The sequence below is a fragment of the Paenibacillus sp. NN59 genome, assembly GCF_057597225.1.
Genome location: NZ_CP199678.1, coordinates 4,058,506 through 4,073,388 on the forward strand (window position 1 = coordinate 4,058,506; position 14,883 = coordinate 4,073,388).

At 46.8% G+C, this 14,883-nt stretch carries 14 protein-coding genes; all 14 read right to left on the reverse strand.

All coding sequences use genetic code 11. From position 1 onward, the window contains the following. Window positions 1–472: 472 nt before the first annotated feature. The gene (locus ACT89M_RS17800) at window positions 473–1,567 is read right to left on the reverse strand and encodes a prephenate dehydrogenase (RefSeq protein ID WP_154890613.1); all 1,095 of its coding nucleotides are present in this window, start codon (window positions 1,565–1,567) and stop codon (window positions 473–475) included. 26 nt (window positions 1,568–1,593) lie between these two features. Continuing rightward, the gene (gene hisC, locus ACT89M_RS17805) at window positions 1,594–2,694 is read right to left on the reverse strand and encodes a histidinol-phosphate transaminase (RefSeq protein WP_487344769.1); all 1,101 of its coding nucleotides are present in this window, start codon (window positions 2,692–2,694) and stop codon (window positions 1,594–1,596) included. 64 nt (window positions 2,695–2,758) lie between these two features. Further along, complete coding sequence (gene trpA / locus ACT89M_RS17810) at window positions 2,759–3,565, reverse strand: tryptophan synthase subunit alpha (protein ID WP_308723388.1); 807 nt, start codon at window positions 3,563–3,565, stop codon at window positions 2,759–2,761. Then, window positions 3,565–4,761, reverse strand: a complete 1,197-nt coding sequence (gene trpB / locus ACT89M_RS17815; RefSeq protein ID WP_145331732.1) for a tryptophan synthase subunit beta — start codon at window positions 4,759–4,761, stop codon at window positions 3,565–3,567. The genes trpA and trpB overlap by 1 nt, the downstream gene beginning before the upstream one ends. Next, window positions 4,758–5,441 (reverse strand): phosphoribosylanthranilate isomerase, encoded by a 684-nt coding sequence (locus tag ACT89M_RS17820; RefSeq protein ID WP_154958040.1) that lies wholly within the window; start codon window positions 5,439–5,441, stop codon window positions 4,758–4,760. The genes trpB and ACT89M_RS17820 overlap by 4 nt, the downstream gene beginning before the upstream one ends. 53 nt (window positions 5,442–5,494) lie before the next feature. Then, window positions 5,495–6,283 carry an indole-3-glycerol phosphate synthase TrpC gene (gene trpC, locus ACT89M_RS17825; RefSeq protein ID WP_308723389.1) on the reverse strand — a complete coding sequence of 263 codons (789 nt, stop codon included), beginning with the start codon at window positions 6,281–6,283 and terminating at the stop codon, window positions 5,495–5,497. Continuing rightward, on the reverse strand, window positions 6,273–7,313 hold the full coding sequence (gene trpD / locus ACT89M_RS17830; RefSeq protein ID WP_154958041.1) for an anthranilate phosphoribosyltransferase: 1,041 nt from the start codon (window positions 7,311–7,313) through the stop codon (window positions 6,273–6,275). The genes trpC and trpD overlap by 11 nt, the downstream gene beginning before the upstream one ends. 68 nt (window positions 7,314–7,381) lie before the next feature. Beyond that, window positions 7,382–8,950: an anthranilate synthase component I gene (gene trpE / locus ACT89M_RS17835; protein ID WP_090917209.1), complete on the reverse strand. Its 1,569-nt coding sequence runs from the start codon at window positions 8,948–8,950 to the stop codon at window positions 7,382–7,384. A 520-nt stretch (window positions 8,951–9,470) separates the two neighbouring features. Then, the gene (aroH, locus tag ACT89M_RS17840) at window positions 9,471–9,839 is read right to left on the reverse strand and encodes a chorismate mutase (protein WP_154957578.1); all 369 of its coding nucleotides are present in this window, start codon (window positions 9,837–9,839) and stop codon (window positions 9,471–9,473) included. A 4-nt stretch (window positions 9,840–9,843) separates the two neighbouring features. Next, window positions 9,844–10,938 (reverse strand): 3-dehydroquinate synthase, encoded by a 1,095-nt coding sequence (gene aroB, locus ACT89M_RS17845; protein WP_221788185.1) that lies wholly within the window; start codon window positions 10,936–10,938, stop codon window positions 9,844–9,846. Between the two features lies 1 nt (window position 10,939). After that, a complete protein-coding gene (aroC, locus tag ACT89M_RS17850) occupies window positions 10,940–12,109 on the reverse strand; it encodes a chorismate synthase (protein WP_308723390.1) in 1,170 nt (389 codons plus the stop codon). A gap of 168 nt (window positions 12,110–12,277) precedes the next feature. Further along, window positions 12,278–13,069 (reverse strand): CheR family methyltransferase, encoded by a 792-nt coding sequence (locus ACT89M_RS17855; protein WP_090917215.1) that lies wholly within the window; start codon window positions 13,067–13,069, stop codon window positions 12,278–12,280. Between the two features lie 24 nt (window positions 13,070–13,093). Further along, on the reverse strand, window positions 13,094–13,537 hold the full coding sequence (ndk, locus tag ACT89M_RS17860; RefSeq protein ID WP_154890621.1) for a nucleoside-diphosphate kinase: 444 nt from the start codon (window positions 13,535–13,537) through the stop codon (window positions 13,094–13,096). A 136-nt stretch (window positions 13,538–13,673) separates the two neighbouring features. Then, entirely contained in the window at window positions 13,674–14,648 is a 975-nt protein-coding gene (locus ACT89M_RS17865) for a polyprenyl synthetase family protein (RefSeq protein ID WP_090917219.1), read from the reverse strand. Between the last annotated feature and the right edge of the window lie 235 nt (window positions 14,649–14,883).

Genomic DNA, 14,883 nt, shown 5'->3' on the forward strand with positions numbered 1-14,883 from the left:
TCATCCTGGCAAATCCATTGCTATCCACTTTTGTCCGACTTAACATTTATATGCCATTAATTTCGTTGTCATGACTTCCTAATACAGCATTTTGGAAAGCCTTGCATATATAGACGTGACCATTTCTAAAAAGGTTACAAAAATGAGATATTTTTTTCGGAATTTTTTTTGGCGCATTCTATCAACATTTTTTTTCGTACCTCACGAATGGTTTTGCTAAGATTAAAAGCCTTGATTGTACTGTTTTTCCTCGAAATCTAAGTTTATACAAATAAATTTGTCCAAAGTGTTGACAAAATGAAAACGTATACATATAATAAAAGTACAGTATGGTTTCTCTCCACTCCTATCCAATAACTGTATTGCTCCACGTGAGCAATGGCCGCTTATGTAAGCGGTCTTTTTTTTGTCTAAAAACATAATTCTCCCACTGGTTACAAAAAAAAGAGAGCTCTCGCCCTCTTTTGTCAACCTAAATCCACACCTGATAACCTAGTGATGCCAGCAGAGTCTTCGCTCGTTCCATATCCTCTTCCTGACGGAATGACAAACGCATAATCCCCGGCACGTCCACCCGATTTTCAATAATCTCAAGGTTACTCAAGTTGATATCATTTGTCCCGAGCTCTGTTGCTATTTTACCGATCATACCCGGAGCATCCTGCACATCTGTATACAGATCGAATAAAGGAGAGATCATGCCCTTGCGTCTCTCAGGCAATACACTGCGGAATTCCCGCGCCTGACGAAATGCATCCTCAATGCCTTCCCCGTTCTTTTGCTCTAACATCGTTGTAAAAGACGACATTTGACTATTCCAGTCCTTAAGCAACTCCAGCAGCACGTCACGGTTACTCAGCAGAATATCCCTCCAGACAATCGCATCACTGGACGCAATCCTCGTAATATCCCGAAAACCACCTGCTGCCAGCATTTTATACAGCGGATTAGATTCGTTATATTCACGTACCTGATTCACCAAAGCAACAGCAATAACATGGGGCAGGTGACTGATCGCACCTACAATATCATCATGCAACAGAGGCTCTACCCGAACAATCTGAGCACGAGTATACGCTAAAAGCTCGGATAAGCGGCCATACGCCTCCTCAGGCACATGCATGGAAGGGGTGAGAACGTAATAGGCGTTCTCAAATAATACAGCTGACGCTGCGTCTACACCCGCCCGTTCCGATCCTGCCATCGGGTGTCCTCCGATAAAGTAAGCCTCTTTTAACCGGATCTGTTCCGCACAAGCTGCAATGGAAGCTTTCGTACTCCCAACATCGGTAATGATGCAACCTTTTTTCAGCGGCAGTCTGGACAGTTGCTCAAAATACGATTCAAGCAAACCAACAGGCACACACAAAAAAATGAAGTCGGCATCCTGCACCGCTTCTTCCAGAGAGAGCGTCGCAGCATCCACTACTCCGCTCGCTATGTACTTGTCTTTTAACTCTTCCAAATGTGCGTAACCCATGACGGTAACCCCCGGCTTGCCTTTAAAGCAAAGCGCAAGTGAACCGCCGATGAGTCCGACACCAATCATTGCAATTTTTATGGTCATGGGTCCTCACTCTTTCATCGCCAGTATTAAGGGCGTGCTGCCACATTCTCCGCCAGTGTGTTCTCCAGCGCCGCTATAAAAGCACGATTTTGCTCCGCTGTTCCCACAGACACACGAATGTAAGTTGGATAGACGTGAAAGCCCGAGCGAACGATAATACCTTGTTTCAACAAAGACTGAAATGCTTCGACGGATGGCATGTTGACGTCAACCAAAATGAAATTACCTTGACTTGGGAAATAAGGCAAACCCAGTCGTGAAAATTCATTTTGCAGCCATTCCCGATCTTCAGCATTCCGTTTGGAACACTCCTGAACAAAAGCCTGATCCTGAAGTCCAGCCATTGCAGCAACCTGCCCAAAACGAGAGGTGTTAAACGGTTCCCGGACACGGTTAATCAGGTCAATAATCTCTGGACGCGCAATTCCGTAGCCTATGCGGAGTGATGCCAAGCCATAAATTTTGGAGAAGGTCCGCAGAACAACCAGGTTGGGGTAACGATCGATCAATGAAATGCTTTGCGGATAAGCTTCATCCGTTACAAATTCATAATAAGCCTCGTCCAGCACAACCATTACATTCGACGGTACCCGGTCCATAAAGCCAATCAGCTCTTGCTCGGAAATGATCGTACCTGTAGGGTTATTCGGATTGCACACCCAGACAGCTTTGGTCTTATCGTTGATTTGCGCCAGCATTGCTGGCAAGTCGTGAGTTCCATTTTTTAAAGGGACCTCTATCGTTACTGCACCTTCGATGTCCGCATTGTTTTTATACACGGAGAAGGTCTGGTCCGCCATAATGGTCTCATCTCCGGGAAGAAAGAACGCCCGCGTGATCAGCGCAATAATCTCATCTGATCCACAGCCAAAAATCAAATTGTCTCGCTCTACTTCCAAATGCTTGGCAAGCACCGCTGTCAGTTCTGCAGCACTTCCGTCGGGATAAATACTTACATTAGCCAATTCTCTCGTCATTGCCTCAAGTACAGCGGGAGAACTGCCATAGGGGTTCTCGTTGGAGGCCAGCTTGATGACGTGCTCCAGCCCCAGTTCACGTTTTACTTCTTCAATCGGTTTGCCCGGTTTATACACAGGCAGATTGACAATCTGGGATTTCGGTTTCAACTCGACCGCCTCCTGTTGTTCAAACTTAGAATAAAGTGCAAAATAAAAAGTTCAACTTATGTGATTATCCTTTTAATTGTGCCACAAAGTTGCGAATTTGCAACAGTCCTGCCTCACGAGTATCCGGATTTTCAAGTAGCGGGATTGCCTCTTCCACTTGACGCACAATAGCACTCCCTACAACGACACCATCACAGATGCGGGAGAAATGGGCTACTTGCTCATGACTCGAGATACCGAAGCCTACGGCAACGGGAAGGTCTGTCAGACCTTTTACCGTTTCAATAAAACTATCTACACCGTTAAAAAAGGATGCACGCTCTCCAGTTACACCAAGAGATGAGACACAATAGATAAATCCGCGCGCGCCAGTGACAATTCGCTCAATACGAGCATTGGACGTAGGGGCTACAAGCGGGACTAGATGAACACCGGCCTGATCAGCACGGCGACGCATATCCTCAGCCTCTTCGATCGGTAAATCCGGAATAATCATGCCGCTGATATCATGTTTGATCAACTCGTCAAAGAAAATATCCAGACCCGTTTGCAGCACCGGATTGTAATACGTAAACAGAACAAAGGGTAATTTCACACCGGCTTCACGAGCTTTAGCCGCCGTCTCCATCACCGTACGAATCGTGATTTGGCTTTTCAATGCACGCTCGGAAGCACGCTGGATCACAGGGCCGTCTGCGAGTGGATCGGAATATGGAACACCAAGCTCCAAAATGTCTGCTCCTGCTTGTTCAAGCTCCTTGATAATATCAATAGTGGTGTTCACATCTGGATCACCAACGGTAAGAAACGGAATAAGTGCCGTGCGATTTTGTTCTTTTAATTGCTGGAAGGTTTGGTCCATCAGATTCATTACAAGTTACCTCCCGTATACTTCATAATGGATTCTACGTCTTTATCCCCGCGCCCAGACAGACAGATCACAATGATATCATCAGCGGTCAGTTCCGGCGCCAGCTTCACGACCTGGGCAACCGCATGGGCCGACTCGAGCGCAGGAATAATGCCTTCCGTACGACTTAACAACTGCAAAGCATCCAAGGCTTCCTGATCCGTGATCGGAACATATTTAGCCCGTTCAATATCTTTAAGATAGGAGTGTTCTGGTCCAACCCCTGGATAATCCAGACCTGCTGAGATGGAGTGTGCAGGTTGCACTTGCCCATACTCATCTTGTAACAGATAACTCATCGAGCCCTGGAATACACCATGTGTGCCTTTGCTCATCGTTGCCGCATGGTACTCGGTATCCACACCTTTGCCTGCTGCTTCAACACCGACCAATTTAACATCCTGATCTCCGATAAAAGGGTAGAACATTCCGATGGCGTTACTTCCGCCGCCAACAGCCGCTACAATAACATCCGGAAGGCGTCCTTCAATCTCCTGAATCTGACGACGTGTCTCGTCTCCGATCACACGCTGGAAGTTACGCACCATCATTGGATACGGGTGAGGTCCGACAACAGATCCCAGCACGTAGAAAGTATCTTCTACATTACTGACCCAATAACGAAGCGCTTCGTTACCAGCATCTTTCAATGTACGTGTGCCGGACGTTACCGGAATGACTTCTGCTCCGAGCAATTTCATGCGGAATACGTTTAGTTGCTGGCGCTGGGTATCTTCTTCACCCATGAATACTTTGCACTCCAGTCCAAGCAATGCCGCCACGGTTGCCGTCGCAACCCCGTGCTGGCCTGCGCCGGTCTCAGCAATGACTTTCTTTTTTCCCATCCGTTTAGCAAGAAGCCCTTGTCCAATCGCATTGTTGATTTTATGTGCACCTGTGTGATTCAGATCTTCACGTTTCAAATAAATTTTGGGACCACCCAGATGACGTGATAATTGCTCCGCGTGATACAAAGGTGTTTCTCGTCCGGAATATTCACTGAGCAGATAATTCAATTCCTTGTTAAACTCTTCATCCTCAGAGAAGCGGCTGTATGCTTCTTCTAGTTCAATCAGAGCGTTCATTAGTGTCTCGGGTACAAAACGGCCTCCGAAAAGACCGAAACGCCCATGTTCATCCGGCAATTGGTGTGTCATGCCTGCTTCACCCTTTCTACAAATGCTGTAATTTTGGATATATCTTTCAGACCTTCCGTCTCCACGCCACTTGATACGTCTACGCCATAAGGTCTGTACGTTTGAATTAAATGTTGTACATTGTCCGTCTGAAGTCCGCCTGCAACAAACATGGCAATACCACGTTCAGTAGCCCATTCTGCGTATACAGGAATACGTTCCCAAGCAAATGTTTTGCCAGAACCGCCACCATACAATGGATCAAAAGTATCCAGCAAGATCGCATCAACGAATCCCACGTAATCATTTAACCGTTGCACAGCAACATAATCCGCATCCTGTTCTGTTTCGTCTTTTGGAAAAGAAACGACCTTGAACACCTCTGCATCCCAGAGCTCTTTCACTTGTTGACAGAATTCCGCACTTTCCTGGCCATGCAACTGGATCACATCCAAAGACACTGTTTCCATCACATGTTTCAGTTCTTGCATCGTCGGATTCACAAATACACCAGCAAGTTTCGGTCGTTCATGTAAAGACCATTCAAACAATACCGATCTCAACTCCGCTGCCTTCTCAGGAGTAATCTGTCGTCGGGACTTGGCAAATACGACACCAATATAGTCCACAGGCAAGTTTATCATCGATTTTAGCACTTCAACGTCCTGAAGTCCACATATTTTTACGGCCGCTGGCATCAAGTTCTCTTCTTTACGGGAACCTGCACCTGTATCGTCATATATCGGGTTATTCATTATTTTGGTCCCATCAGATCGTAAACAGCAGCTTCCACATCGTCTTTACGCATCAGATGCTCTCCAACGAGAATACCGTGCACGCCAGCTTCAATCAGAGGTTTCGTCGATTCCGCACCGTCAATCCCGCTTTCGCTAATGAGCGTCACACCTGGTGGAATCAGTCCCATCAGATCGAGCGTGGTATTCAGACTGGTTTCGAACGTTTTCAAATTTCGGTTATTGATACCAACAAGTGTCGCTTCAGGAATCTCTAATACCGTTTCCAGTTCTGCCCGGTCATGAACTTCAATCAAAGCATCTAGTCCAAGACTTTTCGCAAACGTTAGAAATTGACGAATCTGCACCGGCGTGAGAATGCTGGCAATCAGCAAGATCGCGTCTGCTCCCAGAAGTCTAGCTTCTGCAATCTGTGACTCATCGATCATAAAGTCCTTGCGCAAGAGCGGAATATTCACAGCCTGATGAATAGTCTGCAAATACTCGTTACTACCCTGAAAATAGGAAACATCCGTCAAAACTGAGATACAATCAGCACCCGCACGTTCATAGGCAGAAGCAATCTCTACCGGATGAAAATCCGGGCGAATTAACCCTTTGGATGGCGAGGCCTTCTTCACTTCGGCAATAAGCCCCAGCTTACGATTGCGTCTGCTTGACAGTGCCTGTTCAAACCCGCGTGCAGCCGGTAATTGTTCAATCTTTTTCATAGCTTCATCCATGTTAAACGTCTGTGCAAGAGCCTGCACTTCTTTATGTTTTGTCGCAACGATTCGATCAAGATACATGATTGTACGCCTCCGTTGTATGAATTAACTGTCCAAGCTTACTGGCCGCTTTACCCGAGTCCACTGCCTCTGCAGCGATTTTAACGCCATCTGCAATGCTGTCCGCAAGGCCGGATACATAAATACATGCCCCTGCATTCAGCAACACAACATCCCGGTAAGCACTGCGTTCACCCTGGAAGATCCGATGTATAATTTCGGCATTCTGCGCCGCATCTCCTCCAAGCACTGCTTCGAGCGGATGCAAAGACAGCCCCATATCGCGTGGGTCAATGTCATACGTGTGCACTACCCCGTTCCGCAACTCCGATACCTGTGTAGGTGCAGAGATACTGATTTCGTCCAGACCATCATGGCTGGCAACAACTAGCGCTCTTTTCAAACCGAGGCGGTTAAGCACTTCTGCAATCATCGGCGTACGGGAACGATCATACAAACCGAGCAATTGACGATCTGCACCGGCTGGATTGGTTAATGGTCCAAGCATATTGAAAATCGTGCGCACACCCAGCTCTTTTCTCGGAGCCGCCGCATGACGCATGGATGGATGGTATACCTGAGCAAAACAGAAACAGATTCCGATCTCATCCAGACATTGTCTGGCCTGCTCTCCATTCAGATGAATATTAACGCCGAGCGCTTCCAACACATCCGCACTGCCTGCTTTGCCAGAAGCTGAACGATTGCCGTGTTTGGCTACTCGAACTGAAACTGCCGAAGCAATAATGGCCGATGCTGTAGAGATATTGAATTTATGAATACCCGATCCGCCTGTACCGCATGTATCCAGCAGCCCTCTACCATCTGTCAGTATACGTCCACCTTGTCCGCGCATCGCCTGAGCAAAACCAGTGATTTCATCCACCGTTTCCCCCTTCATACGAAGAGCCATCAGCAACCCTCCGATTTGAGCCGGAGTAGCTTCACCTCGCATGATGGAATACATCAGTTCACGTGCCTCGTCCTGCTCCAAGTGACGGCCTTCGAGAATTTTAGCGAGTCCTTGTTTCATTCCTTCTTCCCGGGAAATCACTGTTTCAGGTAGCACCTGACTGTCATTCATGATTGGATTCAAGTTCATTTCCAGTCTCTCCTCTCTCAGTTTGTTGCCGAAGTTGGTGTAACAAAATAATCAGCGTTAGCCAGACTTAATTTGGGATCTGCAGCTTTTGCCGGAAACATCGCTTCAGCCGTACGAATGGCCTTTAACAATGCTTTGGCTTTGTTTACAGTCTCTTCATATTCCTTCTCAGGCACAGAGTCCCATACAATTCCGGCTCCGGCCTGTACATATGCTTTTCCTTTTTTGAAAATGATCGTACGAATGGTAATACATGCATCCATATTTCCGGAGAATCCAAGGTAACCGATCGCTCCTGCATAGGCACCCCGTGCCTCCTTTTCCAATTCTGCAATAATCTCCATCGCACGCAGCTTCGGCGCACCAGATACGGTCCCGGCTGGCAGACAGGAGAGGAACGCATCGAAGAAGTCTTTATCTTCTCTTAACTCACCTGTAACGTTCGATACCATATGCATAACGTGAGAGTAACGCTCGATCTCCATGAACATATCACACTTCACACTGCCAAAAGTGGATACACGCCCCAGATCATTTCTTCCCAGATCCACCAGCATCAGATGCTCTGCGCGCTCCTTCTCATCTTGTAGCAAATCTGCCGCAAGTGCGCGATCTTCTGCCTCTGTCGCTCCTCGTGGACGTGTGCCTGCGATAGGACGTGTTTCTACGCGATTGCCGTCAACCTTGACCAGCGCCTCAGGTGAGGTCCCTACGATAATCTCATCGTCCATTTTCAAATAATACATATAAGGTGATGGGTTCAGCGTCCGCAGTACGCGATATACATGTAACGGGGAAATTTCCGTATCAATGTGAAAACGTTGAGACAGCACCACCTGGAAAATGTCTCCTGCACGGATATACTCTTTGGCTTGCTCCACATTGCCGATAAATTGTTCTTTTGTCAGATTGGAACGAATGTCCCCAAGCTCCACATCTCCCGGAATCGAACGCGGGTTCAGGTTTTCACCTGGTCCTTGCTGCTGCAAACGCTCTGCCGCTTGTTCAAGCTTCTCGGAAGTGGCTGCATACGCCTGACGAATCTCTTCATCCGTTGCCCCATCTTTGACATGTACATTGCCAACGAGCAACATGTGCTGCTTCACATGGTCAAACACAACAATTTGATCACAAAACATAAAGCGTATGTCATCCATATTCAGATCATCCAGCGCATGAGCTGGAAGCTTCTCATAATATTGCAACAGGTCATATCCAAAAAATCCAATGGCTCCACCAGTAAAAGGAGGAAGATCATCCATCTTCGGACTCCGATATTTGCGTAGCAAAGCTTTCAGTTCTTCAATCGGTTTGCCCGGCAGTTCACGAGTCTTTCCTGCCTCTTCAACCACAATTCGGCCTTTCTTCCCCGAAATCATCAAAAACGGATCCGTACCGATGAAGGAATATCTAGCCCATTGAATGCCACCCTCTACACTTTCAAGCAAAAACGCACGGTCATTGTCCGCATAACGGCGGAAGATACGAATCGGTGTCTCCATATCAGCCAAAATCCGTTTAACAACCGGAATCAGATTATATTCATTTGACATTTTCAATACTTGATTAACGTTTGGCGTTATCATCAGATCACGTCCTTTCAGATTTAGGTAGAAGAAAGTTATGACGACAAAAAACCTCTACCATCAGGTAGAGGTTTGGTTATAAGCTGTATTCAAGCATGTTGCTCCATAAATAACAAGTCCCTATACTTTTGCGAAGGGCGAGTGACAGGCAACTGATCCATGTTCATCCATGTTTCAGATATTATAAGATAACATATACTTCGTAACATTTCGTTTGCATCATCTTCATCTCTTGAGAAATCAATTCAATTCCTCAATGATAGATAATGTGAAATGTTCGTTAGATATATGGGAATAAACGATGTCCTCTGACACGTCTACTCTCTTCTCCTGTACTTCTCCCTTAGCAAGACGTACCGTGTATGCGTTGACCGATTTCGGATGCATCGGCTACCAAACACTGGACTCTGCTATATACTAGGCTCAACTCAGCTGCTCTCAGCTCAATCTAAACTCTACTCAACTGTTTCTCACTATACATCATATTCACTGGTTTGACAACCATGATCATGGAAGAAACTTAACGCCCTGCCAGATCGGGACGTAATGCCTGTGCACCGTTAAGGTACACGTGATGAATTTCATTTTGTGCTTTGGTTGTGTTCACATGTACCATAAAACGAATACATTTCGCCAAAGCGCCTTTTACAGGAACCTCTAGTGCACACATCAAAGGCACAAGCTCCCATCCATCCAACTGACGAATCACTTTTGCTGGAAAAGCCGCATCCAGATCACCGGTCATCGTAATCCATACGCTGCATATATCTTCCGGTACAATCTTGTTCCGGTCAACAATTTCCTGAAGCAACACTGCTGTTTCTTGCAAAATCTCATCTTCACTGTTCTGGGTGACCGTGGTCGCCCCGCGAATTCCCCGTGTAACCATGCTGTTATTCTCCCTTCCTAAGCAGTTCAATGACTTCACGAACAACCGTAACCGGCACATCCTTCACGATTCTGGCAGATCCAATCCGATCAGGAACGATAAAGACCATATGGCCCTCACGGAATTTCTTATCATGCATCATCGCTTCCATCAAAGCATCCGTACTTAAATGTGCAGGTAGCGTCACTGGAAGACGAAGAGAACGCAACATACGAACAGTATCTTCATACAGCCCTGCTGGTGCTCCGAGTTTCTCACCCAGTAGTGCCGATCCAGCCATACCGATAGAAATGGCTTCTCCGTGCAGAAATTCACCGTATCCAGCAATCGCTTCAATCGCATGTCCAATCGTATGACCTAGATTCAGAAGTGCACGTTCTCCATTCTCACGTTCATCATTGGAAACAATCTCGGCTTTGATGCTGCATCCACGTTCCAGACCATATCCGAGTGTATCCGGGTCAAGCGCAAGCAGTGCCTCGGCGTTTTCTTCGCACCAATGAGCAAATGCCTCATCACGGATCAGTCCATGCTTCAGCATCTCGGATAAACCGGCCGATACATCTCTTGGCGGCAACGATTGCAGTGTGTCAACATCATACAGTACAAGCTCCGGCTGATGGAAAGCACCAATCATATTTTTCGCAAGAGGATGATTGACCGCCACTTTACCGCCGACGCTACTGTCATGAGCCAGAATGGTTGTTGGGATCTGCACAAACTTAACCCCGCGCATATATGTAGCTGCGACAAAACCAGCCAGATCGCCCACAACGCCTCCCCCAAGAGCGAGAATCGCCGAACTGCGGTCCAGTTTGCCTTCAATCGCTACCGTCATCATATCCTGATATACCGCAAGTGATTTCGAAGTCTCACCAGACGGCACGACTGCGGAGACGACGGAATAACCCGCCGCACGCAACGTTTGCTCTAATCCATGCAAGTATATCGGGGCTACATGATCATCTGTAATGATCAGAAGCGGACTTTTTTTAGTCAATCCATATTGTTCAAAATATTGCGGAGCTTGAGCCAGCAGGCCGCTGCCAATCAATATAGGATATGAGCGCTCTTCAAGCTGTACTGTCAACTGACGCATATTAGTAATTCTCCAATTGTGCTTGGTAGCTGGCAACGTTTGCCCGAATCTCCTCCATGGAATCCCCGCCGAATTTCTCCAGGAATGCCTTGGCAATTTCCCAAGCAACGATATGTTCCATAACGACGCTAGCCGCTGGAACTGCACAAGCATCGGAACGTTCAACCTGAGCCGAAAAAGCTTCTTTCGTATCGATATCTACACTTTGCAACGGCTTGTACAACGTTGGGATAGGTTTCATTACTCCGCGTACCACAACCGGCATACCGTTGGTCATACCGCCTTCAAACCCGCCCAGACGATTCGTTGCACGGTGGTAACCACGATCCTCCGTATACAGAATCTCATCATGTACCTGAGAGCCGCGAATCGTACCCGCTTCGAAGCCGATACCGATCTCCACACCTTTGAACGCATTGATCGACATTACACCTTGAGCGATACGAGCATCCAACTTGCGATCATATTGTACATAGCTTCCCAGACCGACAGGAACGCCTTCAACGATACATTCCACGATTCCACCGATGGAATCTCCTTCTTGCTTGATCTGATCGATATAGGCTTCCATTTTCTTCTCTGTCTCCGCATCTGTCACACGAACTGAAGATGCTTCTGTCACGGCGATCAGTTCATCAATCGGAAGCTCCTGGTATGGTGCTTCAATCTCCCCGATACGAATAACCCTTCCAGCCACTTTAATACCGAATTCAGCCAGAAACTGTCGTGCAATCGCACCACATGCTACACGTACAGTTGTCTCACGCGCACTGGAGCGTTCCAGAACGTTACGCAAGTCTTTGAGATTGTACTTCAACCCACCGTTAAGGTCGGCATGCCCAGGGCGTGGGCGATGAACACGGCGTTTTTCTTCATCAGTACCTTCAATCGGCTCAATGTTCATAATATTCTGCCAATGCTTCCAGTCATTATTCTGAACAACGAGCGCTACTGGAGCACCTGTCGTATATCCATGACGAATTCCGCCAACAAAATTAGCTTGGTCTTTCTCAATCTGCATCCGGCGTCCGCGGCCATACCCTTTCTGGCGGCGATGAAGCTGGAAGTTCAATTCTTCAAAATCAATATTCAAATTACTTGGCAGTCCTTCAATAATTGCGGTCAATTGGGGTCCGTGCGTTTCCCCTGCGGTTAAATAACGTAAACTCATAATACGTTCCCCCTTTAAACTGTTAAACTTCACATTGCTAAAATCCCATAATTTCTTTGCTTATTATAGTATAGCTGACCAGCTTTGACAAGAAAGCCTCTTTTTCTTATGCAAACAACCGCCTGAGCACATCTTCATGCACCTCAGGCGGTTGATCTATACACTGATTTATTTTTTCCGATAGAAAAACGTCTCTGCCGTCTCCAGCCCGTATTGTCCAGGGGAGAAAATCTGCTCTGTGCTGCCTACGAACAACATCCCACCTGGACGCAGACTGGCTGCGAATTTGTGATACAGCAGGTTTTTCGCTTCCTCTGTAAAATAAATCATGACATTCCGGCATACGATCAGATCGTATCCATCATCAAAACGGTCAACCAGCAAATTCTGCTTCTTGAAGTTGATCGAGCTTTTTAATTTCTCATCAATACGATACATCATACCGTCTTGCTTGAAATATCGACTCGCCGTTTCTGGAGGCACGTCCTTCAGCGAACGTTCCATATAACGGCCTTCCTTAGCCTTAGCGAGTGCACCTTCATCCAGGTCACTTGCCGTAATGGAACTTTCTTTCAAGATGCCTAGCGTATCCAAAATCATGGCAATCGTGTATGGCTCCTCACCAGTCGAACAAGCAGCGCTCCATACCTTGACCTTGCGTTTGGAACCCACGAGCTCAGGCAGAATCTCATCACGTAACACTTCCCAGCGATTCGGGTTGCGCCAAAATTCCGATACGTTAATGGTCATGCGATCCAGAAATTCGTAAAATAACGACTTCTCCTTCTGCATCGCATCAAAAAAGATAGAAAATGTATTAAACCCGTTTTTGTTACGTAGTGTGGTCAGCCTTCTTTTCATCTGGCCTTCTTTGTACTGAGCAAGATCAATGCCTGTGCTCTCTTTAATTTTACGAATGAATCCGGCATAATCCGGGTCTAGTTGTTCTTGCTCCAGCATCGTACATCACCCTTTGGCTAATAATTACAACCAGCCTGCGATGCTCTTCTCATAGGTTACCAGCTCGTCAGAACTAAAGAAATTAGCAGCTTCACGAGTAGCACTTTCCGGCGAATCTGCCCCGTGAATGAGATTATGTGGTGTATGGCTAGCGAAATCTCCACGGATTGTCCCTGGAGCTGCTTCCTTCACATTCGTTTTACCAATGACAATACGTGCAAGTGTCACAATATCGTCGCCCTCCCACACCATGGCAAATACAGGGCCAGAAGTGATAAAACGAACCAGATCATCAAAGAACGGCTTGCCCTCATGTTCAGCATAATGGCGCCTCGCCTGTTCTTCCGACATCTGCACCAGTTTTCCTGCTACCAGCTTAAATCCCTTGTCTTCCAGACGGCTGATAATACGGCCGATCAAACCACGCTGCACACCATCCGGTTTCACCATCAAAAAGGTACGATCCATTACCAGTTCACTCCTCACTCACGGTTCAAAGTTAATCACTATGTAAACGCAATCCCTTTGATTGTAACATACAAGTCCAAATCCTCCCAATGAGGATTTTCACATCCGTGTAGAGCATTAAACAACACAAGCAAGCTTAATGTGTACGTTTAACGACAAAGTGAGCAATGTCTCGCAGATTTTTAGTGGTCTTGATATTAGGCAGCTGATCGAGAGCATCGAGCGCTTTCTTCATATATCGGTCAGCAAGGGCTTCTGCTTTAGCAATTCCTTGACTTTGGCGAATCATTCCAATTGCATCCGATGCACTTGCACGTCCTTCTTCATGATGAACACGCGAAATTTCCTTGAGCAACGGCTCACGTAACTGTTCTTCTTCCAAAGCATACAGCACAGGGAGCGTGATGTTACCTTGTTTCATATCACTTCCCGGAGGCTTGCCAAGTTGTTTCTCCGTACCCACCAGGTCCAGAACATCATCCTGAATCTGAAAAGCCATACCCACATTGTATCCATAGGTATACAACAGAGATGAAATGTGCTCAGGTGCACGAGTAGCGAGCGCTCCAAGCTGACAGCTCACTGCAATCAGAAGTGCAGTTTTGCGACGAATACGTAGCAGATAGTTACGCACACTCTGACCTGTATTAAAAAAGTCCCGAATCTGTTCCATCTCACCAATGGACATCTGTACCATAGCTTTGGCAAGGATGCGGTGAATAGCCGGATCAGAAAGTCCTGCCGTCATCTCTAGCGCTTTGCCATAGATATAGTCTCCTGTATACATCGCAATCCGATTGTCCCATTTAGACTTGACGGTGGGTTTGCCCCGGCGAGTCTCCGCATTATCGATGACATCATCATGAACGAGGGAAGCAGAATGAATAAGTTCCAGTGGAACGGCTACGAGCTTCAAACGCTCGATATCGTATGTACCAAATTTGCCACCTAAAAGCACAAAAACAGGCCGCAGTCGTTTTCCACCTGCCTTAAGCAGATGAAGCGAAGTTTCACTCAGTAACTTTTGTTCGCCTTTTACGCTACGATACAACTCTTTTTCAACGTAATCCATGTCCTTTTTTAACAATCCGAAAATGTCCAATAGTTTCATTCGTTCACCCGTGTCAGCGTATTGTCAATCCAAAAATCCATGCTTACCTTCCCTTCCAGCAAGCCCGAGCCTACAGGCAAAAACGTCGCCTCAGGCTCGCCGTTCCTGCTTGTGTTCTTCTACAGCGTCCATCATGATGCCTATTCGAATGCCAGCACCGACATTCGGGATTTAAACGCTGCGACCAAATCTGAATCAACCAAAAGTACAGAAGTTGCCGGAGCATGGGTCAAGA

What these genes read in the sequence shown, in the direction of transcription:
- ACT89M_RS17800 (WP_154890613.1), bottom strand. Translation starts at nt 1,567, where the DNA reads ATGACCATAAAAATTGCAATGATTGGTGTCGGACTCATCGGCGGTTCA.
- trpA (WP_308723388.1), bottom strand. Translation starts at nt 3,565, where the DNA reads ATGAATCTGATGGACCAAACCTTCCAGCAATTAAAAGAACAAAATCGC.
- trpB (WP_145331732.1), bottom strand. Translation starts at nt 4,761, where the DNA reads ATGACACACCAATTGCCGGATGAACATGGGCGTTTCGGTCTTTTCGGA.
- trpC (WP_308723389.1), bottom strand. Translation starts at nt 6,283, where the DNA reads ATGTATCTTGATCGAATCGTTGCGACAAAACATAAAGAAGTGCAGGCT.
- trpE (WP_090917209.1), bottom strand. Translation starts at nt 8,950, where the DNA reads ATGATAACGCCAAACGTTAATCAAGTATTGAAAATGTCAAATGAATAT.
- aroH (WP_154957578.1), bottom strand. Translation starts at nt 9,839, where the DNA reads ATGGTTACACGGGGAATTCGCGGGGCGACCACGGTCACCCAGAACAGT.
- aroB (WP_221788185.1), bottom strand. Translation starts at nt 10,938, where the DNA reads ATGCGTCAGTTGACAGTACAGCTTGAAGAGCGCTCATATCCTATATTG.
- aroC (WP_308723390.1), bottom strand. Translation starts at nt 12,109, where the DNA reads ATGAGTTTACGTTATTTAACCGCAGGGGAAACGCACGGACCCCAATTG.
- ACT89M_RS17855 (WP_090917215.1), bottom strand. Translation starts at nt 13,069, where the DNA reads ATGCTGGAGCAAGAACAACTAGACCCGGATTATGCCGGATTCATTCGT.
- ndk (WP_154890621.1), bottom strand. Translation starts at nt 13,537, where the DNA reads ATGGATCGTACCTTTTTGATGGTGAAACCGGATGGTGTGCAGCGTGGT.
- ACT89M_RS17865 (WP_090917219.1), bottom strand. Translation starts at nt 14,648, where the DNA reads ATGAAACTATTGGACATTTTCGGATTGTTAAAAAAGGACATGGATTAC.